Annotated in this window: 16 protein-coding genes and 1 pseudogene; 9 read left to right on the top strand and 8 right to left on the bottom strand. The window is 66.0% G+C overall.

Annotated elements, in window-relative coordinates:
• Positions 1-123 precede the first annotated feature (123 nt).
• From B2742_RS12045 to B2742_RS12035, 3 genes and pseudogenes are all read right to left on the bottom strand, one after another.
• Positions 124-7299: a hypothetical protein gene (locus B2742_RS12045; protein ID WP_292066579.1), complete on the bottom strand. Its 7176-nt coding sequence runs from the start codon at positions 7297-7299 to the stop codon at positions 124-126.
• Positions 7300-7765: 466 nt separating this feature from the next.
• Positions 7766-8749 carry a helix-turn-helix domain-containing protein gene (locus B2742_RS12040; RefSeq protein WP_292066577.1) on the bottom strand — a complete coding sequence of 328 codons (984 nt, stop codon included), beginning with the start codon at positions 8747-8749 and terminating at the stop codon, positions 7766-7768.
• 324 nt (positions 8750-9073) lie between these two features.
• Positions 9074-9202: pseudogene (locus B2742_RS12035) on the bottom strand (IS6 family transposase); the annotation flags it as partial.
• A gap of 269 nt (positions 9203-9471) precedes the next feature.
• On the opposite strand from B2742_RS12035, the gene B2742_RS12030 reads away from it, so the two are divergent.
• Positions 9472-10752 (top strand): hypothetical protein, encoded by a 1281-nt coding sequence (locus tag B2742_RS12030; RefSeq protein ID WP_292066574.1) that lies wholly within the window; start codon positions 9472-9474, stop codon positions 10750-10752.
• Positions 10749-11567, top strand: a complete 819-nt coding sequence (locus B2742_RS12025; RefSeq protein WP_292066572.1) for a FecR family protein — start codon at positions 10749-10751, stop codon at positions 11565-11567. The genes B2742_RS12030 and B2742_RS12025 overlap by 4 nt, the downstream gene beginning before the upstream one ends.
• 6 nt (positions 11568-11573) lie before the next feature.
• Here B2742_RS12025 and B2742_RS12020 read toward each other — a convergent pair whose 3' ends face one another.
• Complete coding sequence (locus tag B2742_RS12020; RefSeq protein WP_292066570.1) at positions 11574-13814, bottom strand: CHASE2 domain-containing protein; 2241 nt, start codon at positions 13812-13814, stop codon at positions 11574-11576.
• Positions 13815-14000: 186 nt separating this feature from the next.
• Between B2742_RS12020 and B2742_RS12015 the strand changes: the two genes are divergently transcribed.
• Entirely contained in the window at positions 14001-14816 is an 816-nt protein-coding gene (locus tag B2742_RS12015) for a metallophosphoesterase (protein WP_292066566.1), read from the top strand.
• A 152-nt stretch (positions 14817-14968) separates the two neighbouring features.
• The gene (locus B2742_RS12010) at positions 14969-15529 is read left to right on the top strand and encodes a Pycsar system effector family protein (protein ID WP_292066564.1); all 561 of its coding nucleotides are present in this window, start codon (positions 14969-14971) and stop codon (positions 15527-15529) included.
• A 139-nt stretch (positions 15530-15668) separates the two neighbouring features.
• Here the strand turns inward: B2742_RS12010 and B2742_RS12005 are convergent, their stop codons facing one another.
• Entirely contained in the window at positions 15669-16556 is an 888-nt protein-coding gene (locus B2742_RS12005) for a LysR family transcriptional regulator (RefSeq protein ID WP_292066563.1), read from the bottom strand.
• Between the two features lie 127 nt (positions 16557-16683).
• Here B2742_RS12005 and B2742_RS12000 point away from each other — a divergent pair, with 127 nt between their 5' ends.
• The 4 genes from B2742_RS12000 to B2742_RS11985 all read left to right on the top strand — a co-directional run bounded on the left by B2742_RS12000 (position 16684) and on the right by B2742_RS11985 (position 19863).
• Positions 16684-17235 (top strand): hypothetical protein, encoded by a 552-nt coding sequence (locus tag B2742_RS12000; RefSeq protein WP_292066561.1) that lies wholly within the window; start codon positions 16684-16686, stop codon positions 17233-17235.
• Positions 17232-18683 (top strand): MFS transporter, encoded by a 1452-nt coding sequence (locus B2742_RS11995; RefSeq protein ID WP_292066559.1) that lies wholly within the window; start codon positions 17232-17234, stop codon positions 18681-18683. Before B2742_RS12000 ends, B2742_RS11995 begins: the two co-directional genes overlap by 4 nt.
• Positions 18677-19636, top strand: a complete 960-nt coding sequence (locus tag B2742_RS11990) for a CPBP family intramembrane glutamic endopeptidase (protein WP_292066557.1) — start codon at positions 18677-18679, stop codon at positions 19634-19636. Before B2742_RS11995 ends, B2742_RS11990 begins: the two co-directional genes overlap by 7 nt.
• A 77-nt stretch (positions 19637-19713) precedes the next feature.
• Complete coding sequence (locus B2742_RS11985) at positions 19714-19863, top strand: hypothetical protein (RefSeq protein ID WP_292066555.1); 150 nt, start codon at positions 19714-19716, stop codon at positions 19861-19863.
• A gap of 224 nt (positions 19864-20087) precedes the next feature.
• Here the strand turns inward: B2742_RS11985 and B2742_RS11980 are convergent, their stop codons facing one another.
• From B2742_RS11980 to B2742_RS11970, 3 genes are all read right to left on the bottom strand, one after another.
• Positions 20088-20846: a helix-turn-helix transcriptional regulator gene (locus tag B2742_RS11980; protein WP_292066553.1), complete on the bottom strand. Its 759-nt coding sequence runs from the start codon at positions 20844-20846 to the stop codon at positions 20088-20090.
• 96 nt (positions 20847-20942) lie between these two features.
• Positions 20943-21350: a hypothetical protein gene (locus B2742_RS11975; protein ID WP_292066552.1), complete on the bottom strand. Its 408-nt coding sequence runs from the start codon at positions 21348-21350 to the stop codon at positions 20943-20945.
• 204 nt (positions 21351-21554) lie between these two features.
• Positions 21555-22010, bottom strand: coding sequence for a FixH family protein (locus tag B2742_RS11970; protein ID WP_292066550.1), 456 nt, complete (start codon positions 22008-22010; stop codon positions 21555-21557).
• Positions 22011-22481: 471 nt separating this feature from the next.
• Between B2742_RS11970 and B2742_RS11965 the strand changes: the two genes are divergently transcribed.
• Entirely contained in the window at positions 22482-23285 is an 804-nt protein-coding gene (locus B2742_RS11965) for a CPBP family intramembrane glutamic endopeptidase (protein WP_292066548.1), read from the top strand.
• Positions 23286-23350: the final 65 nt, after the last annotated feature.

Raw genomic sequence — 23350 nt, 5'->3', positions numbered from 1 at the left:
CCGGCCCGCTGGCGTGGGACAAATCGGCGATGGACTGACATGACAGCGCCTGCAATGAAAAACGCCCCGGTCCTTGGACCGGGGCGTGCTTCAATCTTCAGTCCATTTCGCACCAGATGAAGACTACCAGCTCCAGCGTGCGCCGATACGGGCTGTGACGCCCTCGGCTCCGTCGCCGAAGTCGATTTCGGTCTTCAGGAAGGCCTGCAAGCCGGCAGGGCCATCAATGCCGACGCCAAAGTCGGCGCGACCGTGAGTGTCGTAAGGGATGTCCGCCACGGAATAGCTGGTGGCGTTCAGGGAGAAGAGCATCTCGTTCTCGCCCTCCAGCTCCTCAATGGCAAACACGCCGACCGACGGCGTCAGGGTGTAGGCCCCCACGATCGTCTTTCCGCCGAAGCGGGCGCCAGCGCGGGCGCGCAGGCTGGTCGCCGTCTCGAAGTCTGCCGTGGCTCCGGCGACGGCCAGCTGATCCAGGTCAACGCGGATATAATCAAGCGATGCGACCGGTTCGAAGAACATGTTGCCGAACGTCAGGCGATAGGCGGCCTCGACCTGGACATCCACGCTGTGGCCGTCCAGCTCGGATCGAGCGCCCAGGTCGCGCAGTGTGGCGGTCGCCTCGAATACGTCCAGTTTGGCAAGACCGCTGAGGTTGAGACCGCCCAACTGCCAGGCGCCATAGCCCCCGAAGTTGAAGCCACGCAGGTGGAAGATGGTGGCTGACTGATCGAAAGCCATTCGATAGTCCCCGAACCCGCCGGTAAAGCCGACGATCAGATTGTCGCCTGCCACGTTCAGGGCCCGATCAACACCAAACTGAGCGCCACTCCACTCGGTTTCGGACGAAAGGTCGCGCGCCACGACAGTACCAAACAGATCGAACGTGCCCGCCTGCTCGAGGTCGCGCTCGCCGAGCAGGATCTGGCCCCAGGCCTCGGTGCGCCCGCGACGACCGGTACCCGACCAGTTGCTGTCGCGAACGTCTTCCATTCGCGAGGTCCAGGCTTCGCCCGACTTGGACGCATAGTCCTGGGCCGCAGCGCCCAACCGCAACATCGAAACCGAGTCGTCGCTGGGCAGGGCCGCCAGCACGAAGCTGTTGGTGAGCGGATCGTACTGCAGGTCCAGCGCCACGAAGCCGCTGCCGAGGGACGATGCATCGAGGGAGAACTCGTCGCCCGTCAACGGAGTGTCTGACTCGATGAAGCTGAAGCCAGGGCTGAAGCCGTCGGTGGTCGCCACATTGTTGACCACGACCTCGGTCGAACCGGACGCCGATCCCACGACGAGTGAGTCGCTCTGGCCGGTCGAGAAGTCGACATCTACGAGCAGGGTCGAACCGGCCCCGCCGACATATGCGGCCCCGCCGATATCGGCCGAGTTGCCCAACACACCATCGCGCAGGTCGATGACACCCTCGTTTCGGAATGTTTCCAGGCCGATGATGCTGACGTCACCGCCGGCCGATTCGAACAGTCCGTTGTTGACGATATTGTCGTCACCGTCACCGAAATCGCTCTCGCCGAACGCCATCCAGGTGCCGTTGTTGTTGAAGGTGTCGGCCTCGTCGGTCAGGCGGACACCGCCGATAATGGTATTGGAGTTGTTGTTGATGGTGACGGCCGCGCCGTTGATGTCCATCGCAAGCCCGCCGCGACCGATAATCTCGCCCAGGATGTTGATGGTCGAGCTTTCGGTCGTGTTCAGATACAGGCCCGTGATCCCGTCCAGGCTGCTCCCGGCTGTGATGTTGATCGTGGCTGCGCCCTCACCGGTCAGATAGGCGGCATAGCTCTCCGTCGAGGTGACGTCGCCCGTAACGTTGAGGGTCAGATCGTTCAGATTTTGAACGATGACGCCTATGGACCCCTCACCGCTCATTGAGATGTCGCCGGTCGTGATCGTCATCGCCTCGGGGCTGGACGCCCGGATGCCCACCGAGAAATCGCCGGTCGAAACGATCGATCCGTTGGCGATCGAAAGACCTCCAGCGGCGGCCACATTGATGCCGGTCGAGGAGTTCCCCGACAGGATGATGAAGTCGCTGAGGATCGACAGTTGGCCCTCGATATTGGCCTGGATGCCGTCACCCCCCGTCCCCGACGTGGTGATGTAGCCACTGTCGATGGCGACATTGCCGCGGGTGGCGAAGGCCACGATGGCGGCTGAGTTCAACCCCGCCGTGGTGATGCTGCCCGATGTGATCGACAGGTTTCCGTCGGTCGCTCCGCCGATGATGCCCAGGGAGTATTCTCCCAGGGTGGTGATGCTGTCGCTGATGATGGTGGCGTTGCCCGCGCTGGAGAAGGCCGTCAGGGCGTGGGCTTCCTGAGCGATGCCTTCGCCCACGGGAATGCCGGACGTGCGGATCGTCCCGCTATCCACCATGACCGTGGAGCCGCGCGCCACCAGGCCATCGGCGACGCCGCCCGCGGTGGTGATCGACTCGCTGGTCACCGAAACCGCACCAAGGCTGTCCGCCAGTATGCCTTTGCCATAGTCGCCGGTGGTGGAAATCGTACCGCTGACCACCGTGGTCGAAATCAGGCTGGAAGCGGACAGGCCTGTCGCGTCCAGGCCCGCTGTGGCGATGGCGCCGCTTGTGACGTTCACCGAGCCGGTGTTGGCCAAAGCGTTGATGCCATAAGCACCCTCGCCTGCCGTGATGACTGAACCGCTGTCGACCGTGACATCGCCCAGTTGCGACATGGCGAAGATGCCGGTCGAGTTCCGGGTCAGGGTCGGATTCACGACCGACAGGCCGCCTGAGGTCGACACGCTGTCGCTGATTATGGTGACACCGTCACGGCCGCCGACACTGATGCCGCGCGATCCGTCGCCGAGGGTGATGACCGAGCCGCTGTCAACAGTGACCGTCCCTTCGGACGCGGTGGCGCCGATGCCAAGAGCCCGTAGCCCGGCCGTCGACAGCGTGCCGCTGTTGATGACGATGCCTCCGCTGGTGGTGACGGCCGAGATTCCCAGGTGCCCGGCCTCCGGTGTCTCCGAGACGCCGATGCTCATGGCTTCGCTGTTGATGATGACATCATCCTGGCCGTTGGCCACCACGCCCTGGTTGTTGGACACGAGCGAGTCGCTGGAGATTGAAATGGCGCCGCTGTCCCGGGCCCGGACGAAAACGGTCGCGGAATTGGTCGAGGTTGAGACCACCGAGCCGCTGTCAACCGTGATCGCTCCGTCGGAGGTCAACGCCACGATGGCCGACGTGGCGTAACCGCCTACGGTCACGTCGTCGCTGGTGATGGAGATCGCGCCGGAGACGCTCTCGGCATAGATGCCCTCGGCGGCGAAATCGTAGCCGAAATCGAAATCGCCGCTGGTGACCACCGTGCCGCTGTCGATCACGATATCACCCGACGCAAGCGCGAGGATGCCCGCTGCACTGTCGCCCGAGGTTGTGACGGCGTCGCTGGTGATCGACACCCCGCCGCCGAATGACTGCGCGAAGATGCCGGTGGAACCCAGACCCGTCGTGGACACCGAACCGCTGTCGATGGTGATGTCGCCGGCGGCCGTGATGTCGAGGCCGTTTCCGGTGTACAGCACGCCCTCGTAGTTCAGGCCTGCACCGCTTGCGGTGCTGATCGAACCGCTGGTGATCGACGCATCGCCACCCGCGAGGACCATGATTCCGAAACCGCCCGGCGCGGTGGTCGCGATTTCGCCGCTGTCGATGATGACTGACCCGCCCGAGCTGAGAGCGAGGATGCCGCTGTTCGGCCGCGTCGCGGCGCTGCCGTCGATGGTGATGGAGCCGGAGTTGATTGTGATCTGGTCGTCGGCGCTGGCGTTGATGCCGAAGCTGCTGCCGGCAAGACTGTCACTGTTGATCAGGATCTGACCGATGCCTGTCGTGCTTGCCTCGATGAGCGCGCCCGCCGTTCCCGAACCGAAGATGGACCCGCTGTAGATGGCGATATCGGCGTTCTGGGTATCGGCATTGATGCCCATGGCGTCGATGGACGCGAGCTCGATCCAATCGGCGGTAACCTCGATCGCTCCACCCTGGCTGGACACCCGAATGCCCGATGCGTTCCTGTTGATCCCGGCATCGAAAGCGCCGGTGTTGATGAGGGTCCCGACGTCGAGTGTGATGTCGCCGGTCGTGGTGGTGATGGTGATGGCCTCGGCGCCCAGGCCGGCGACGTTGACCGTCTCGGCGGTGACCGACACGTCGCCGGCTCCTCCATCAATCCGGATGCCGTCAGCGGCTGAGCCGTCCGTCTCGATATCGCCGGAGACCAAAGAGATCGTGCCGGTCGGGGCCTGAACCCAGATGCCGGCCGCCTGATCGCCAGCGGTCGAGATGCTGTCGCTGATGATGCTCACCGCGCCCAGAGGGGCGTTGGCGTAGATGCCGACGGCGCCCTGGCCGCTGGTCTGGATCGTGCCGCTGTCGATGGTGATGTCGCCGGTCTGGTTGGCGGCGAAGATGCCGTCGGCGGCATTGGCGTTGGCCGAAGATTTCTCGCCGCTCGTGACGATGCTGTCGCTGATCACCGAGACGTCGGTCAGGCCCACCGCATAGATGCCGCGCCCGCTGAGGCCCGAAGTGATGATCGATCCGCTGTCGACATTGACGGCGCCGCCGAAGCTGCGGGCGTAAAGACCCCAGGCCCGGGCGCCCGAGACATCGATCGAGCCACTGGTCACCGACACATTGCCGGCGCCGCCGCTGGACTGGGCGTAGATGCCGTTGGTGAAGAAGGTCACACCGGTGGCCGTGGTCGAGTCGCCGGCCGTCGTCACCGAGCCGCTGTTCACCGTCACATTGCCGATGTTGGCGAAGGCGTTGATGCCGGCGGCGCCCAGGCCGCTGACGTTGATGGTCCCGCTGTCGATGATGATGTCGCCCAGGACGCTGCGGGCGAAGATGCCATCGGAGGACGCGGTGTTGGTGTTGGCGACATTGGTGTTGATGCCGCCGATGGTGGTGATCGTCCCACTGGTCACCGTCACGCCATCACGCCCGTTGGCGCGAATGCCCAGGGCCCCCGCCCCGGTGGTCGAGACGGCATCGCTGTCGATCGTGACCATGCCCTCGCTGGCAAGGCCGGTGATGCCGGCGCCGCGAATGCCTTCTGTCGAAACCGAGCCGCTGGTGATGTCGATGACGCCGCTGGTGGTCGAAGCAAACAGGCCGAAACCGCGAGCGCCCGTCGTCGCCGCCGACCCGCTGCGCACCGTGATGTCATCGACGCCAACCAGGCTCATGGCCTGGCTGATGCCGGTGATGCTGTCGCTGTCGACGACGATGTCGCCGCCGGCCCCGGCCTGGGCGTACAGCACGACCGACTGGATGGCCGTGGAGTTGATGTCGCCGCTGTCGATGGTGATGTCGGCGTTATTGGTGATGCCGACGATGCCGCTGGCGTAAAGGCCGGAGACGTTGACGACATCGCTGGTGATCGAGATGGCGCCCGTGTCGGTGAAGACCGAGATGCCTTCGGCAAAGCGATCCTCGCCCGCGCCGCGCTCATCATAGACGTAGTCGCCGGACGTCGAGACGAAGCCGGAATCGATCGTCACTGCGCCGCTGTTGGTGACCACCGAAATGCCGGTGGCGCCGTCGCCCGACGTCGAAACCGACCCGCTGGTGATCGAGACCGCGCCATCGTCGGCGAAGACCAGCAGGCCGTTCGAATAGTCGCCCAGCGTGGTCACGCTGTCCGACGTGATGGTCACGTCGCCGGTCGCGCCCCGCACCTCGATGCCGAACGCATCCTGGCCTTCGGTGGTGATCGTCCCGCTGTTGATGACCGTGTCCGCCGAGGCGAACAGGGTGATGCCGCTGGCGCTGTCGCCCTCGGTGGCGATCGTGCCGGAGACGATATCCACCGCCCCCGCATGGCTGATCGCCATACCACGCGCCCCGAAGCCCCCGGTGGTGATCCCGCCACTGTCGATGACCAGAGCGCCCGTTCCGGCCGCCGCGTTGCTGACGCCATAGCCAACCACGCCGTCGTCATCGACCACGATACCCCGCGCATCCACCCCCGTCGTGGTGATGCTGTCGCTGGTGATGGAGAAGTTCGCACCTGCGCCACCCGTGACCCAGATCGCATCGGCCTGGCGAGTCATACCGCCACCCGTGTTCGTCGTACCCGAGGTCGAGATGGATCCGCTGTCGATGGTTACCCCGGTTGACCCGAAAGCCTGGATCCCGAGGGCGCCGTTGCCTGCCGTGGTGATCGAACCGCTGGTGATATCGACAGAGCCCAGATTGGCGGTCGCGCCCACGCCCCGCGCTGCCAGGCCACTGGTGCTGATTGTGCCGCTGTCGATGGTGACGTCGCCCGTCAATGCGATCACCGCAATGCCGTCCGAGGCACGGGTCGTCGTCGGCCCGCCGGTGGTGACGATACTGTCGCTGGTGATGTCGACGCTGGCTGCGGTGATGCCTATCCCGCGCGCCGCAAGGCCCGTCGTGCTGATGGAGCCGCTATCGACGATCACGTCCTTGGCGTTGACGCCCATGATGATGCCGAAGTGGCCTTGGGCATCACTGTTGGCGATACTGATCGAGTCGCTGGTGACGATCACCGTGCCGGCGCCCGCGCCGAAGACAGCGATCCCCTGGTTACGGCTGTCGATCGATCCGCTTGTGATGGTGACGTCGCCCGAACCCTGGGTCTGCGCAAAGACGGTGGCCGAGTTTGTAGACGTGGAAGTTATGGCGTCGATGTCAAAGACAATATCCGCATTGTTGACCACCACCGCGAGCGCGCTGGTGGCGAACCCGTCGACGCTGACATTGCGGGCCGTGACGGATACATCGCCGGTGTTGCTGTAAACAAAGATGCCTTCGGCACCGAAGTTGGACGTCGTCGAGTAATCGCCTGTGGTCGCGACGTCATCCGCGTCGATCGTTACGTTCCCCGCATTGGTCTCAACGTAGATGCCCGGGGCGTCCAGGCCTGATGTGCGGATCGGCCCGCGCTGAAAGATGGAGACGTCGAAGTTGCCGCCCTGGACCTCGATACCTGCAGTGTAGTTCGCCGTCGTGTTGACGAACGCGCCCACGGGGACGTTCAACGCCAGCGCCTCGGCCAGGTTCGCATAGCGGATACCGGTGTTGTAGGTGTTGGCGGGACACACCACCGTGGCTCCTGCCGGACCGCATTCGTTATCGGCCAGTGCGGGCGTCGCCATTGCGACCATCAACGAACAGCCCAGCGCCGTACCCGTCAGCAGCCCCGCCAGCATCGAACGCGAACGCGGCGCGCGCGCACCGTGCAGCTGAAGTCTGGAAAGCCCGCGTGTACCGATGATCATGAAAGTCCCCATTGTTTGTGCGTCACAGCGTTCTGACGGCGCTGTTGGAGTCGTTGAAATACGGACGGCGCCGGTTGTCCGAACACGCCGTTATCTGCAGGGCCGTTAGTCGAGTGCCTGTGCGTGCAGCCCCACCGCTGCCGCGGGCGCGAGGATGCAGCTGAAAGCGCCGCTCTGCGTCCCGCAATAGAAGTACGGGTGACGGTCGGTTCTAGGCCGGCGTTTCGTTGCGACGTGCGCTCGCGGCAATGACCCGCCGCCAGGCTCCCAAAATCGCATCGACATGAACCAACCCCCGAGATGCACCGCCAGAAACAGTCGCGAAGACGACTGTTTGCTCGCTCAACCCTGCATTCGAACGATGCTTCGCGTTCGAGTGCACCAGAAAACACGGATTTCTAACATCGCCGAAATACCGGTGAAATGTCTGTGCGTTCCGGCTTCGGGACATTTGAACAAGATGATCTCAGTTCAATTCCCTCATCCAGGCCGCCCGTTGATCGCGGCCTTGGGTAGGGTCATCGGCCCCGCGCTCTGCCCAGGCCCGGCGATAGGCGCCGGGCGTCGTGTCATAGGCGAGGCTGAACTGACGACTCATCTGACTGTCGCTGGCAAAACCGAGGGTATGGGCGAGAGCCGCCAGAGGCTCTGTGCCGCCATTATCCAGCGCCTTCCTGACTGCGGCCAGCCGCTGCGCCTTCACATGGCGGCCAACTCCCCCCTGCTCGGCGAACATTCGATACAGTGCCGAGCGCGACACGCCGGTGGCCCGGCTGATCATTCCGACCGACAGTTTCCGGTCCGACAGGTTGTCATCGATATAGCGGTCAACAGCCCGTCGGCGAGCCAGCTCCAGCCGCCTCAGTTCCAGCCCCTGCGACGCTGTGACGCTACCCGCCGTCGACAGGATATCCAGAAAGGCGCGGCTCACCGGAGCGACCTTCAGAGGGGCCATGTCGGCGGTTCGCTCGGCCAGCATGACCATGAAATCAGCCAGGAAGCCGTTCGCAGGGGCGGTCAGAATCTGGCCATGCAAACCGTCCGTCCGATCGAAGGCAGCCTCGATCACGCCGCGGGCCACACTGACGGTGACGATATGCGCAGCGTGATGCTCGATGATGACCGCGCGACGGGTGTCGAGCATGATGATCTGCCCTGGCTCGACTTCGAAACCAGTCCTCGCCTGTCCGCTCAGTCGCCCGGACCGCACCAGCGTCGCCACGAAACGATCCACGCCATCGCCGTTGACGCGTTCCTGCCTTGAATGCACGACCCCTGACAGACGACGGTCGAACACCAGCATGTCGCCCAGACGCCAGGCGACGACCTCGGCCTTAAACGCTTCACGCCCCGGCAGGATTTCTGAACGGTGGGTATGTAGTTCACGATAGGCCTCAAATCGACGAGCGGGCGGGATCGCCGAACTCGAGAAACGAAGGATGTCACGCATACGTCCACCGACAGGAGGTTACTGGATCGCCAGACTGAGGATGAATAGAGGTGAATCGGATCGTTTGAACAACCCGCGGTGTGGCGCTGTCAGGCCCTGTCAGCCGTAACTTGGGCTGGCGGCAACACTGACCGGCCAGCCGGGTAGTGTGGCCAAATCGAAACCGGTACTGACCACATACGTCCGGACGGCTGCAGAATGCCCCTCCCCTTCCCGCGTCAGGCGGCATGGGTCGCCGCAGTCCAGGCATCGTCGGCCAGGCCTCGCAGGGGCTGCTGACAGGTTAACTCCGCCGAGTCGAACGCCGCCCTACCCCGTCTGAAATCAGGCAACGGCCTTCGCCCAGGCCGCGGCAGCTTCGGCGCGGAAACGGCGAAGAGGGGGTCTGCTGATCAGGTGACGTTGGATGTTGAAGGTGTTGTAGATCGCCGCGTGGGTGGTGAGAAATCTTCGGACTAAGGGGTGGGATTTGATCATCCCCGACAGCGGCTTGCGCCGAATTTGCCGGAGACCTTTCAGCATTTGCCTCACAGCGCCGCCACCGCCGCTTGATGTCACTGATTTTTGCGGGATTGCGAGAGCCATCCGAGGCGTTTGAGGGTTCCGCCGAAATTGTGCCCATGGCTTCCGGGCATTCCGGTTAACCGAACGATGTTACGAAACCACTGGACGCCGCCAGCGACTGACATAGATTGCGATCAGGATCCTGAGGGGGCTTGGTCGTGAAACACGTCCGTTGGCGTCTGGTCGGCATCGTCGCGGGCATGGCGGCCTTGGGCTGCGGCGCCGCCGCCGCCCAGGAAGCCGGCGAGGCAGAAGTCGACGCCCTCATCGACGCGACGGAAAGCGACGCCGGAACTTTGGCGGCGGCGCGCCGGCAGGTCGGGGCCGGGAACCTGACCGGAGCCGCCGCGACGCTTGAGCGTTCGCTCCTGCTGCGGCCCGACGCCGGTTCGGACGAGGTGCGGCTCTACTACGGGACGGTCCTGTGCCGTCTCGCTGACTACCGCCGGGGCGCCTATCAGCTGGCGAACGTGCGCAATGCGACCGCGACCGGCTGGGCGGAGGCGCGCGAGGCCTGCGCTCCGGCTCCCCTGACTCCGTTCGCCACACGCGGCGACGGCGTCACGGGCGTCCTGACGCTCGGCCTGGGATACGAGACCGACGCGCTCGGGGCGTTGACGACCCAGATCGAGATCCCGGGCTTCCCCGCGCCCTCCGAGGAAGGGCTGGCGATCACGGCGTCGGGCGCGCTGGACGCGCGTTTCGCATCCCGTCTGTCGGGCCAGGGCTACGCCGGCGCCGCCTTCGAGACCCGGACGGACATCTCCGGGCCCGACGCGGACTACCTGACCGGCTCAGCGCGGCTCGGCTACGACTTCCGCCTCAGGGGGGAGGATCAGCGCCTGGCGACCGGCCTGATGGCGCGACATGCGCGGCTGGCCGGCGACGGACTGGTCACCGAATTTGGGCTCCAGGCGGAACTCGGCGACACCGCGAGCCCGACCGGGCGCTGGACCGTCAGGCTCGAGGCGGTCGATCAGGACTATCTGGGGCCGGCCGCAGCCTCGCTCCGGGACGGCATGCGCTACGACGTCATGCTCAGCTATCGCGACATATCGGGAGCCGATCGCGCCTGGACCGCGGGCATCGCGGTGGAGGCGAAGGAGGCCGAACAGACGGATCTGGGCTACTTCGGCGGCCGGGTGTTCGCGGCCACGCAAACGCCCATCTCCGACAATGGCGCCTACATCGGCGGTTCCGCCATGCTGAGATATATCGACTTTCGCGAGGGCGCCCTGGGGGGCGGTGCAACCGAGATACGGGCCTATGTGCGGGCAGTGGTCGGCGTGCCGCTCGATCGCCACGGTATGTTCCTGGAGGCCGCCGCCAGCCACTCCGCGCGCTGGTACGACGGCGCCAGCCTGCTGCACGATCACAACAGCTTCGGCGCTGAGGTGCGCATGGTCTACCGGTTTGGACGGTCAGGGAGTCCGCAATGACCCGCATCGGAACCTGCCTCGCGCTTGCGCTGGTGGGCGTGGGAACGCCTGCGGTCGCCCAGACCGTCGGCGCCAACGCGGTCGTCGTCAACGACGTGCGCATGGCCACCCAGGCGGAGCCGCAAATTCACCAGGCGCGCGTTCGCGAACGCGTATCGCTGGGCAATCCGGTCAACACCGGCCGCGCCAGTCACGTGCAGATCCTGCTGCGGGACGGCACCAGCTTCCAGGTCGGCGCCAACGCCCGACTGGTGATCGACCGGTTCGTGTACGACCCCGACCGATCCGCCAGCGCCGTGGGAGCCGAGGTCGCGAGGGGCTCGTTCCGGTTCATGTCGGGCAGGCCCACCCGGGCCACGCCGGGCGGGACCGCCATCCGCACGCCGGCGGCGGCGATCGGCGTTCGCGGCACCATCGTCGAGGGGGTCGTCGGCGAGGACGCCATCAACATCGCCCGCTTCGAACTCGGCGTGCCGGGCGTGACAGGATCCGATCCCGAAAGCGCCTCGCTGATCCTGCTGCGCGGCCCGGGCGGCGCGCCGGACGAGCCGGCGGGCGCTATCGACGTCACGTCGGGGGGCGTCACGGTGCCGGTGGAGTCTGTCGGATACGCGGTCTTCGTGCCGGCGACGGGCCAGGCCCCGATCGGACCCTTCCTGATCTCGGACCACGGCCTTGCCGAACTGGCCGCCCTGCTCGGCGATCCGCGGCGCGGCCCGACGGCGCCGGAGCTGAATCCCCTGATCGTCAGTCCTCTGATCCACGAGGAATTCGGCGAGCGCGGGCGATATGGGCAATCGCCTGGCACCCCCTAGGCCACGCTACTTCTCAGTCGCCAGGAACACCCCGTCCCACTGGGGGCCAGGATCGGTTTTCCTGAATGCGGCGATACGCGCGGCGATCAGGGCGTAGGTCTCCCCCACCCCGAACCGCTCCGCGGCCGCCGCCAGTTGCTTGATCCGCCGCAGGGCCGCGCGCCAGTTCCGGGCGCGGTAGTCGTCGAGCAGCGCCGCATGGCCTTCTGCGAAAGCCATGTAGTCATTATCCCCGGCGAGGCTCTCGTCACCCAGCAGGGCGTACAAGGTCTCAGGCGCGTCGCGGCCGAGGACCTTCACCCGGTCTATCTCCAGCGTCGCGAAGGTCGGAATGGACCGGTGCAGGGCCTCGCCTATCATGATCGGAACACCGTAGGTCTTGGTCAGGCCCTCGATCCGGGACGCGAGGTTCACCGTGTCCCCGATCAGCGAATAGGACAGCCGCCGGGCGGCGCCCATGTTGCCGACGCAGCAGGGACCGGTGCTCATGCCGATCCCGATCTTCACCTCGCCCGGCCACGGGTCGACGGAGCGCCCCGGCATGGTCTCGTTGAGCACCTTGAGCGCGGCCACCATGCCCAGGGCGCCCCGCGCGGCGTTAACGTGCTGGTCCGGATCGTCGAGCGGGGCGTTCCAGAAGGCGAGGATGGCGTCCCCGATGAACTTGTCGATGGTGGCCTTCCGTTCGAGCAGGAGGTCGCACATCGGGGTCAGGAAGGCGATCAGGAAGCGGATGGTCGCCTGCGGCGTCATCTGCTCCGCGATACGCGAGAAGCCGCGGATGTCGCAGAAGAGCACGGTCATCTCGCGTTCCTGCCCGCCCAGTTCGAGAGCGCCGGGATCCGCGGCTATGCGTCGGACCATCTCCGGCGTCAGGTACCGACCGAACGCTCCGTGAATGAAGGCCCGCCGCCGCTCCTCGCGGAAATAGGTGGCGAAGGTCACCACCCCGTAGACGGCGACCAGGCCCATGATCGGCCAGGTCGGATCGACGAGGAAATCCATCTCGCGAAAGGCCGACCAGCTCAGCCCGATCATGGCGGCGACCGCGACCAGACCCGCCACAGCGCTCCATCGGGCGCCGATCCAGGGCAGGGCGAGCGCCAGGGCAAGGCCCGCCAACACCATCAGGGCCCGCTCGAGCCCGAGAGCCCAGTCGGGCCGAACCAGGAAGCGGCCGAGGATCGCCTGCTCCACGACCTGGGCATGGACGGTGACGCCCGGGGTGCGCTCCTCGATCGGCGTCGCCACCAGGTCGCGCAGTCCGATTGCCCCCGCTCCGACGAAGACGATCCGGCCCGCGAAGGCGGCTTCAAGCTCCGCCGGCGTCATCCGGGCCTCCATCACGCGCCAGGCCGGCACCACGCGAGCGGGCTGGGGGCCCGTGAAGCGCAGCCACATCTCACCCTGGGCCGTGGTCGGGATCTCGAACTGTCCGACCCGTACCGCCACCACGTCCCCGCCATCCCCTCCGCGCTGGCCGCTGGCGTTGTTCGTTCTGACCATGATGGAACCGGCCTGTTGCGCCAGACGAAGGGATTCGAGCGAAAGGCTGGGTACGAATTCATCGCCCTGACGCGCGATCAGGGGGGCGCGCCGCACAATGCCGTCAGCGTCGCCGATGGTGCTGACAAACCCCGCGCCCGACGCGCTTTCCAACAGTCCCGGCAAGGGCATGATGGCATGGGAGAAGGCGGGTACGCTCGTCGGCGAAGAGCCCGCGATCGCGATTCCGGCCTTGGGCGACGGCGCCTGCGCGTGACCGTCATGGGTCAGGAAATAGCCCAGCACCGCCGGCGACGCCTCCAGGGAGCGCGCCAGGGTTTCATCGGGGTCAGGCAGGCGGGCGATGACGGCGGCCGCCTCGCGGTCGCCGCTCGTGCGCAGCCGTTCCGCGAGGCGGCCCGGGGCTGTCCGGTCAGGTTCGGAGAAGACGATGTCGTAGGCGATGACGGCGGCCCCCGCCTCGGTCAGCCGGTCGGTCAGGACCGCAATCTCTTCGCGGGGCCACGGCCATTGACCCAGGCGCCGGATGGACTCGTCGTCGATGTCGACGATACGGACCGGCGCGTCCTCATAGGGTCTCGGCGCGGCGCGCTGATACGCGTCGAAGACGGCCAGGCCGATGCGGTCCGCGATGGGGACGCCGATCACCTGCAGGATGGTGATTGCGAACAGCGCCGCTATGCCGAGCATCGGCGGCGATACGCCGTGCCGCCACTTCCCCAGCGCCGCCCTGATAGACATGGTCGCTCCAGCTGCTTGCCCGGTCCGGCGGTCACGCTTTCCAGTCGCAAGCCAAGCAGCGACGACGTGGCCAGCCTAATGCAGCCATGGCGGGGTTGGACAGCCCAATAGCGCGCGGGGCCTAGCTTGGCCGCGGCGCTTCTGACATCAAGGACCTCGGCGCGCCATGGACGGGACTTCGCGACGATGCTGATCGCTCAGATCACGGATCTGCATATCGGCGGGAGAGCAGTCTCTGAGCTCAATGTGGCGCGTCTGCGCACGGTGGTGGCCCGGCTTGTGGAGATCGGCCCGGATGTGGTGCTGGCCACCGGTGATCTGACGGAGGGTGGCGACGCATCCTGCTACCGTCGGCTGAAGGATCTTCTCGCCCCCCTTTCGGCCCCGATCCTGCCGGTGATGGGCAATCACGACCTGCGCGAGGTCTTCATCGAAGGGTTGGGCGTGGAGCCCGATGGCGACGGCTTCGTCCAGTACGAGGCCCAGTCCGGAGGCCTTCGTATCCTGGTGCTGGACACGGTGGAGACCGGCCGCCATGGCGGAGCCTTCTGCGATCGGCGCGCGGCGTGGCTGACCACACGCCTGGAGGCGCGGCCCGATACGCCGACGCTGATCGCCCTCCACCATCCGCCCGTGAAATCAGGGATCGCCTGGATGGACGTCGGCGTCGACGGCGTCTGGTCGGAACGTCTCGCGGCGGCGCTGGCGGCCCGGCCACAGGTCGTCGGACTGATCGCCGGGCATCTCCACCGTCCGCTCGTCACCCAGTTCGCGGGTCACCCCCTGATCGTCGCGCCGCCCTGCGCGCCGCAGGTCGTGCTGGACCTCGAGGACGAGTCGCGCGGGACGGATCGCGATCGGCCGCGAATCGTCGAGGAGGATCCGGGCTTCGCCTTGCACCTGTGGACGGGCGGCCCGTTGACCAGCCATTTCGGAACGGCGGGCGAGCATCGCGTTCTGGCCACGCTGGACGCCAGGACCGGCCGAATCCGGGCCCAATAGGGCGAGCTCCGACCACGCTCTCCAGCCCCGGGAGCAGGGTCGGGGCCACCTGCGTTGTGAACCGGCCGCGTTCGCGTCTAAGGTCGTCATGGAGACCGCTTCGGGTATCCGGGCCGGTCGCTTCAGGATAACCGCTGCCCGAGGTTCGGCCGATGCCCAGGGAAAAGTCCGCCGTCTCCACGCGCCCGCCCGTCGGGCATCCCGACTACGAGTTCCCCAAGGAGGTCCACAACCTCCTCGTCACGGCCCAGTCGGGCCATATCGCCCTGTCGGAGATGGCCGACAGCAAGGCCTCGATCCTGATGGGGGCGACCTTCGTGGTCTTCACCCTCGCCATCAACGAGATCACATCCAGCCGGGCCACCGTGCCCCTGCTGATCCTCGCTTCGTTCTCGTTTCTTGCGACCCTCTTCTCGGTCCTGGCCCTGCGCCCGAAGATCATGAAGCCGCCCGCGACGATCGGGCCGAACACCAATGTGGTCTTCTTCGGCGCCTTCTCCGGCATTCCGGAAGACGACTATATCGACCACATCATCGACACCCTCCGATCCGAAGAGGCGACATACAGGGTCATGGCGCGCGATCTCTACCAGAACGGGCGGGTGCTGCAGTTCAAGAAATATCGCTATCTCTCGTTCGCCTATGCCGCGTTCCTGGCCGGTCTGGTCGGCACCTTCGGCGCCTTCCTGTTCGAGCTCGTTTTCCTGAAATAGCGGGACCGGAGACCGCCCACCCCTGGACGCGCACGGAGAGCTCGTCCCAGGCTGGCGACCCGATATCCGCAGCTGGCGCGGCGTTGGGATGACGACCATTGGGTGATGGCCGTGAAGCGCGGCCGGTGCGGGTGGTTGTTCAGGCGCAGACTTTTCGAACACAGCCCCGTAGCCAGCGGTGAGCGGGATCGGCGTCCATTCGCGGGTGCCACAGCATCGAAACCGTGAAAGCCTGAGAATCCAGCGGAAGGGAGAAGCTGAACAGGCCTTCACGCAGGTTGCGGGTATGCCGGTCCGGAACTGTGGCCACGAGGTCCGACGCCCGGACCAGCGACAGGGCCGCGGAGAAGCCGCTGACGATCGTAGCCACCGCCCGCTGCGTACCCGGCGGCAGGAAGGGGTTGTCGACGGCGCTTTCCTCCAGACCGTTGCGGGACACCACAACGTGGGAGGCTTTCAGATACCCGGTGGCCGTGACGGCCGCGCGGCTGAGCGGATGTTCCTTCCGTACAACGCCGACCAGCCTGTCCCGGAAAAGGGCCTGGCTGCGCACTTCCGGGCCTGTAGTCTCCTCGATGACGCCGGTCTCGAGGTCGACGCGCCCGTCGCGTAAAGGGGTGCTGTCCTTGTCTGTCTTCTGGAGGAAGAACAGGCGGACCCCCGGGGCTTCCGCGGCGATCATGGCGAGCAGGCGAGGGCCAAAATTCTCCACAAATCCGTCGCTGGTCCTGACGGTGTAGGTGCGGATCAGCGTCGCGAGGTCGAGGTGGTCGTCAGGACGCAGCACCGCCCCTGCCTCATCAACGATCTGGCGGACCCGGTCCCTCAGCTCGATCGCCCTGGGCGTCGGGACCAGGCCGCGGCCGGCCCTGACGAGGAGCGGGTCGCCGGTGGTCTGGCGCAGGCGGGACAACGCGCGGCTCATGGCCGAGGGGCTGAGACGCAGCCTCCGGGCGGCGCCGGCGACGCTGCCCTCGGTCAACAGGGCGTCGAGGGTGATCAACAGGTTCAGATCCGGAGGCGACATGGCTCAGTCCCGGGCGGCCGGCGCCTATTGTGGCGTCTGACGCACTAATAAACTGCAACTGCTGCGTCTTCCGCAATAACCGCGAGACCGTACCCTCCGGCCCATGCTCCCGAACGGAGGTACGATCATGGGCAAGACAGCACTGCAGGCATTTATCGAAGGTGTCCGGTCCCAGTGGGGGCCGCTGACCAGTGAGCTGGGTCAAGCCTGTCAGAGGCGGATGGAGACGCTGCTCAGCGCACCCTCCGGCGAGGCTTGGCTCGGCGCGCTGCACAGGGATGCCCCTGCCAACGAGGAGCTCTATCGCGACCCGGACCATGGATTTGTGCTTCTCGCCCACACCGAACAGGCCGGGCTCTATCGGCCGCCGCACGACCATGGCCGGAGCTGGGTCCTCTACGGCATCCAGCAAGGCGAGATCGAGATGGGCGCCTACGCCCGGATCGAGGACGAGGACGGCGCGGTCCGGCTGGTCAAGCGGAACAGCACGCTGGTTCGGGCCGGGGAAGCCCAGCTCTATTTGCCCGGGGACATTCACGACACCCGGTGCGTCAGCGATACCGCCCTGCTGTTCCGCTTTACGGAACGCGACTTGCGGGTGGAGGATCGGCAGCATCATCGCCTGACCCGCTACGTGGAAGACAAGGGGTTCTGGGTCCCGGGCCCGGCGCGCGCATGATGCCGCTGGACCCGGATCCGGCGGGTCCCGCCGGGTCGATGCGGGTGCGGTGTTCTGAACGGCGCGCGGCGCCCAAGCGCAGACCACCCACGCCCGTACGCCTCGTCGCGATCGCCGCTGTTCTGACCGCGATGACCCTGGTGGTGCTGGACGCCGGGATGACGAACCTGGCGCTGCCGACGATCGCCAACGCCCTCGGCGCCACTCCGGCCCTGGCGGTGCTCGTCGTCACCGCCTATCAGACGGCCCTGCTGGTCGCCCTGCTGCCGTGCGCGGCCCTGGGGGAGCGGTTCGGCTACCGCCCGGTCTTCACCCTCGGGGCCCTGCTGTTCATGCTCGCCTCAGGGTTTTGCGCGATTGCGCCAACGCTCGCCTGGCTGGTCGCGGGCCGGGCCCTGCAAGGGCTGGGGGGCGCCGCCATCATGGCGCTCGGGGTTCCGCTGCTGCGATTTTCGGTGGCTCCCCAGCGGCTGGGCGCGGCCATCGGCTGGAATGCGCTGACGGTCGCCCTAGCCTCATCGGCCGGTCCCGGGGTGGGCGCGCTGATTCTCTCCCACGCTCAATGGCCCTGGCTCTATGCGCTCAATATTCCCCTGGGCGTCGCCGTCCTTCTTGCCTGCCGGCAGCTGCCCCGAACGCCGGCTGGCTCCCATCGCCTCGACCTGATCAGCATGGGTCTCAGCGGCGGAATGTTCGGTGGCCTCTTCATCGGCGCGCAGCTTTCGCCGTCGCGCCCGTTCATGGCGGGCGCCGTGGCCGCGGCCGGTCTGGCGTGCCTTGTTTTGCTCCTCCGCAGGGAGATGCCGAAGGCGGCCCCGCTCATCCCGCTCGACCTTCTGCGTGGACGGTCGCTGCGCCTCTCCGTGATCGCTTCGGTCTTCTGCTTCTCAGGCCAGGCCGCCGCCATGGTGGCGCTGCCCTTCTACCTCCAGCATGGACTTGGTCAGAGCGCCTCCGCCACGGGGTTCTACATGACGGTCTGGCCGCTCAGCGTCGCCGTGACCGCGATCGCCTCAGGCCGGCTCGCGGACCGGTTCCCGACGGCCTGGCTGTGCGCGGCCGGCGGGGCCTTACTCGCCCTGGGACTGATGGTGGCTGCGTTGTGGCCCCTGGCGCAGGACGTCCGGCCGATGCTCTTCTTCGCGGCAGCGTGCGGCATGGGTTTCGGCCTGTTCCAGACCCCGAACAATCGCAACATGTTCCTGTCGGCTCCGCTCGAACGGAGCGCCGCCTCTGGCGGCTTGCAGGGCGCGGCCCGGCTGACCGGGCAGACCGCCGGGGCGGTTCTCATGACGCTGCTGTTCACACTGACGCCCGGCGAAGCGGCTCCCCGCCTCGGACTGGGGATCGGCGCCGCTCTCGCTCTCATCGCCGGATTGGTCAGCCTCTCCCGTTTCCGAGACGGTGATCGCGGTGCCGGAGCGATCCTGACGGCGCGCTCATGGTAAAGCTTGCGGCCTATCGCCGCCCACAACGGCCAGGGAGACCCCTCATGCCAAAATGGTTTGCTGCAGCTTTTGTCGACCGCGATCACCGACTTCGGAACGGCTGGTGGGTCGCGGCCTTTATGGTTCTTCTTGCCGCGCTGCTGGCCCCGACGATCGTCCTTTCCGCCCATCTCGGCCGCGAGATCACGATCTACGAGCAGGCGCTCATCATCATTCTCGCGACTGTGGCGATCCAGGCCCTGCGCCGAAGACCCGTCTCCGAGGTGACCGGTCGCGCCGACGTCCGCTGGCTCACCCAGTTCGGATTGGGCGCCATCCTTGGTGGTCTGCTGATGGCGGCGCCGGCCCTGTTCCTGACGCTGGGGGGCTGGGTCCAGTGGGAGATCGCGCCGCCGAACCCTTCCGCGTTGGGGTCGGCCATCCTGCTCATGGCCGGCGTTGCCCTGGCCGAAGAGTTGCTGTTCCGGGGCGTTCTGTTCCAGCGCCTCATCGACGGGATCGGGCTGTGGCCGGCGCAGTTGGTGATCGGCGCCTTCTTCGTCCTGACCCACCTTGGCAATCCCGGGATGGAGGGGGCCACGAAGATCTGGGCCGGCGTCAACATCTTCGCCGCTTCGGTTCTTTTCGGCATGGCCTATGTCCGGACGCGGAGCCTCGCCCTGCCGATCGGCCTGCACTTCACGGCCAATGTCACCCAGGGCGTTCTGTTGGGATTCGGAGTGAGCGGCGCGGCCGAGCCGAGCCTGCTGGTCCCGGTCCAGGCCGCCGGCATGGACTGGCTGACCGGCGGCGCCTTCGGCCTTGAGGCCAGTCTGCCGGGCCTGATTGCCGTCCTGGTCTTCGCGGCCGTCTTGTCGAGGAGCTTTCCGAAGGGACCGTCGAGCCTGGCGGACCCGCTTGTCGGACGCCAAGCTCCGAGCAGCAAACACCCCCCGAAGACCCCTGTTCGATAACAGCCCTTGCGTTCAAGAAGCGGGCTGGGTCCGAGGTTAGAACCTGAGCATCGACAACAAGAACTGAGGAGACTTCGATGCCCAACGCCGATCAGAACACCCCCAAGGCCGATCTGGCGCCCGCCAAGGGCTCCTGCGCCACCGAAGGCCACTGCGCCTGCGGTCCCGACTGCCAGTGCGGCGACGACTGCCGCTGCACCACTGAGACGAACTGCGCCTCCAACTGAGGAGCGCCGAATGACGGGCCGATCTCACAGTCGGCCCGTCTTTACGTTTCGGGCACGGCGCTGCTCGAGGAATAGCCCGCTCGGTCGATCGTCCAAGCCTGGCACAGGAGCAGGCTGCTCGCGCCGCATCAGCATCCAAATCTGCGGCCTGGCCGTCTGAGAAACCCCAGACTTCCTGGCGCTGCTCACCGGCGCCCGCCCCGCGTTTTCGCTTGATCGAAGGATCAGGTCAGCATCCGCAGAGCAGTGGGGGCGACCCCGAACATCCGCCTGAAAGTACGGCTGAGATGCGCTGAATCCGAGAACCCGGCCTCATGCGCCGCCGCGGTAAGCGGTGACCCCGTCGCCACGACCGCGACAGCTTGGCTGAGCCGCAACCACAGCAGGTAGGTCTTGAACGGCAAGCCGGTCTGCTCGACGAACAGGTGCCGTAGCCGGCTCGACGAAAGGCCCGCGATCGGGACGGCGTCAGCCAGGCTCAGCGTCCGATCAAGCCGTTCACTTGCCCACGCAATGACCTTTCGGATCCGATAGTCGGGTATCTCGGCGCGCTCATCGGCCGCCAGCACGCCGACAAGCCTCCGTCCCCATGCGACAATCTCGCTATCCGGGGCTCGCCAGTCGGACGTCTTGAATGCGTCCAGTTCGGCCGCAAGGATTGGCGACGGTGCAAGCTCAGTGAGCATCCCCTGGATGTGGCGGGCCGCGACCGCTCGACCGAGCCGGCTCTCGGGTTCAACGAAAAGAAGTGCGAAGCGCCCCTCCGCCTCAAACCGATGAAGGGCATCCGCGGCCACCACCCCATCTCGCGTTACACTGGCGCCGTCGTCACCGACCAGACGGAACTGACCGCCAAGACCGAGGGTGACCTGAATGGCGTGGTGGGCGTGGAAATCGGTGCTTCGGGTTTCCCCCTCGAAGCGGGCAGCATCGACCAGCCAAAGGCTGCCGCCTTCCCACAGCACAACACGCGTTTGCGCCAAGACCTCCATACGGAAGACTTAACTGCTGTGAAGCTTGCTTGGAAGGACTACGACGACAGGGCCGCAGGATGGGAGCCACCCTGCGGCCCTGATCAATCAGGCAAACTGGGCCTGGAGACCGCGGCCGCGCGTGAGCCGCCAGGCCAGGAAAACGCCGGCCGCTACGTCGTAGGCCATGCAGAACATCGGCCACCACGTGGGCACGCCCGGGTTCGTAAAGATTGCCGGGTGGAAGATGTCGTAAACGCCGTGCCCGATGAGGCCGGCGACCACCCACCACAGGCTTGTGCGGAAGCCCAGGACGGACACGCCGACGAAGACGGCCGTCGGCAGGAGCTCTGACAACAATGCAGGGGTTGAGCCGCCCAACACCGCGAACAGTTCGTAGAGTACGGCAATCACGATAAGGATCACGGGGTATGCCGCCCGATCCCTGTCCATCCCCACCCACGACAGGAACAGGCCCGCCAGAAGCGCCAAACCCACGCCGATTGCGAATTCCATATCGACTTCTCCTTGTCTCGACCTCGCTTAGGACCGCCATAGGGACGGGTCTTGAACGCAAGGGCCGAAACCCGAAGGCCAGGTTGACGGAAATCTGGCGCTAATGAGGATCGGCATTGTGCGTCACCCGTCCAATCCAGCCCCCCCCCGGCCCGACCCGAGTGCATCGGTGAAAGAGCAGTCAGGCTGATGGCCGCGGGCGCGTCAGAGAATGACTTTGAAGGTCACGGTGTCAGATCGACCGTCGAGAGTATGGATGGCCAGGTTCAAAATCCACCGCCCGGTCATCGGGAAACGAACCCCGGTGATCTTGTAGACGCCGGGACTGCCGGTCGCCGTAACCCGTGGCCGGGTTGGCAGTCCGTGGTGATGCACCGGCCCCCCGCCGGCAATTTCGATCGAAGCGCCCTCAACGGGGCGTCCGTCCTGATTGGAAACCTGAACCGTCCAAGTGTGGATCCGCCGGATAGGGATGGGAAGGAAGTCGCTGGAAATGTGAATCTGGAACAGGGCCCTGTCGCTCGTTCGTCTCAGGGAGGGGTCATGATCTCGGGCGGCCGCTGCAGTACCCGACGACGTGAGGCCGAATACCGCGGCGGTTAGTGCGCGCAGGCTTCTGCAGAAGCTCCCCTCGGCGCGTGGGGATTGTTCGTACCACATCACGCTTCGCCATTTGGGCTGCACGCGAGCAGGTGGGTTTGGTTGATGGGCATAGGCTTTCCACGTCATCGGCCGGTGAGGTCGGGAGCTTGGGGGGCGCCTGTTTGAGCGGCTTGAACGGAAGGGCTGACATCAGGGACCCGCCGCTCGTTGCGAGTGAGCGCCGTGTAAACTGAAAAGCAGCGACGCCTGCGAATAGCCGTTTCGTTCAAGCCTCTTCGGCCGGGTCCGTCCAAACCCCCGCATGTGCAGACGCGGTAACTGAAAACGCCTTCTCCCCTACGGAACGCATTCCGACCCTCGGCCTACTCAAAGAGAGCTTCCGTGATGGCCCATGAAAATTCGCGAATGAGCGGCCGACCGCCCTCGGTCACAGGCCGAGGAATCCTCCACCAGTTCATCCCGGTGGATCTGGGGAACCGACGTGTCTTGCGGCCCGGAAAGTTCCTCTGGGCGCGGACAGTCGGTTGGATGCTCGCGCTCATTCTGGCTGTCGCCCTGGCCTTCGGGCCCAGCATGGAATTCCTTTCGCAGGTCTTGCCGGACGACCCGGCGACCCAGTTCGTCGCCCATGTTCTGGGCTGTCTGATCATTCTGGGCGCCTACGCCCTTTTGGTGAGACTCGGAGAAGACCGGGCGCCCGGCGAGCTTGCTCTCAAGGCGGCGCCATTTGGTCTGCTGGCGGGCGGGCTGTTGGGGGCCCTGACCTTTTCCGCGGTCATGGCGATCATGATCGGCTTTCGCCTCTATGACTTCGAATTCCTGGGCCCGGCGCCGGCCTGGCGAGCCGTCAGCCTGGCCCTTGAGTCCGGGGTCTTCGAGGAAGTGCTGGTTCGCGGGATCTTGCTGCGGCTGATCTGGCGGGGGTTTGGCCCTTGGCCTGCCTTCATCGTCTCGGCTCTGCTGTTTGGGGCAGGACACATCGGCAATCCTGGCGCGACCCTCTTCACAGCGGCCTGCGTCGCGATTGAAGCCGGCATCATGCTGGCCGCATTCTACGCACTGACTGGACGGCTTTGGGTCTCGATCGGCTTTCATGCCGCCTGGAATTTCACTCAAGGCTACCTGTTTGGCGCCGCGGTATCAGGGGGCGACTTCGGCAGTGCGATGTCTCGCAGCACGGCCCGCAGCGGTCTGCCCGATTGGCTTACGGGCGGCGCGTTCGGCCCAGAAGCCTCGCTACCCGCGGTCGCCATCTGCTCCACATTGGGTGCCGCGGCGCTTTGGCTAGCATGGCGGGCCGGTCACTTGTCGACACATCCAGCACGGTGCTGACAGGTCAACGCCGGCCAGTCGAAAGCCGCTCCTCGGTAGCTCTCACGACGAACGCCCCGGACTTG

This window comes from Brevundimonas sp. UBA7664 (assembly GCF_002483305.1).
Lineage (GTDB): Bacteria > Pseudomonadota > Alphaproteobacteria > Caulobacterales > Caulobacteraceae > Brevundimonas.
Note: the sequence above shows the minus strand (reverse complement) of the source record. Positions and strands in the feature narration are given on the sequence as shown.

Excerpts from the sequence above, each read along its gene's own strand:
- B2742_RS11995 (WP_292066559.1), top strand. The coding sequence starts at position 17,232 with ATGATGCCGCTGGACCCGGATCCGGCGGGTCCCGCCGGGTCGATGCGG.
- B2742_RS12010 (WP_292066564.1), top strand. The coding sequence starts at position 14,969 with ATGCCCAGGGAAAAGTCCGCCGTCTCCACGCGCCCGCCCGTCGGGCAT.
- B2742_RS12025 (WP_292066572.1), top strand. The coding sequence starts at position 10,749 with ATGACCCGCATCGGAACCTGCCTCGCGCTTGCGCTGGTGGGCGTGGGA.
- B2742_RS12015 (WP_292066566.1), top strand. The coding sequence starts at position 14,001 with ATGCTGATCGCTCAGATCACGGATCTGCATATCGGCGGGAGAGCAGTC.
- B2742_RS11965 (WP_292066548.1), top strand. The coding sequence starts at position 22,482 with ATGCTCGCGCTCATTCTGGCTGTCGCCCTGGCCTTCGGGCCCAGCATG.
- B2742_RS12045 (WP_292066579.1), bottom strand. The coding sequence starts at position 7,299 with ATGATCATCGGTACACGCGGGCTTTCCAGACTTCAGCTGCACGGTGCG.
- B2742_RS11985 (WP_292066555.1), top strand. The coding sequence starts at position 19,714 with ATGCCCAACGCCGATCAGAACACCCCCAAGGCCGATCTGGCGCCCGCC.
- B2742_RS12005 (WP_292066563.1), bottom strand. The coding sequence starts at position 16,556 with ATGTCGCCTCCGGATCTGAACCTGTTGATCACCCTCGACGCCCTGTTG.
- B2742_RS12000 (WP_292066561.1), top strand. The coding sequence starts at position 16,684 with ATGGGCAAGACAGCACTGCAGGCATTTATCGAAGGTGTCCGGTCCCAG.
- B2742_RS11990 (WP_292066557.1), top strand. The coding sequence starts at position 18,677 with ATGGTAAAGCTTGCGGCCTATCGCCGCCCACAACGGCCAGGGAGACCC.
- B2742_RS12020 (WP_292066570.1), bottom strand. The coding sequence starts at position 13,814 with ATGTCTATCAGGGCGGCGCTGGGGAAGTGGCGGCACGGCGTATCGCCG.
- B2742_RS12040 (WP_292066577.1), bottom strand. The coding sequence starts at position 8,749 with ATGCGTGACATCCTTCGTTTCTCGAGTTCGGCGATCCCGCCCGCTCGT.
- B2742_RS11970 (WP_292066550.1), bottom strand. The coding sequence starts at position 22,010 with ATGTGGTACGAACAATCCCCACGCGCCGAGGGGAGCTTCTGCAGAAGC.
- B2742_RS11975 (WP_292066552.1), bottom strand. The coding sequence starts at position 21,350 with ATGGAATTCGCAATCGGCGTGGGTTTGGCGCTTCTGGCGGGCCTGTTC.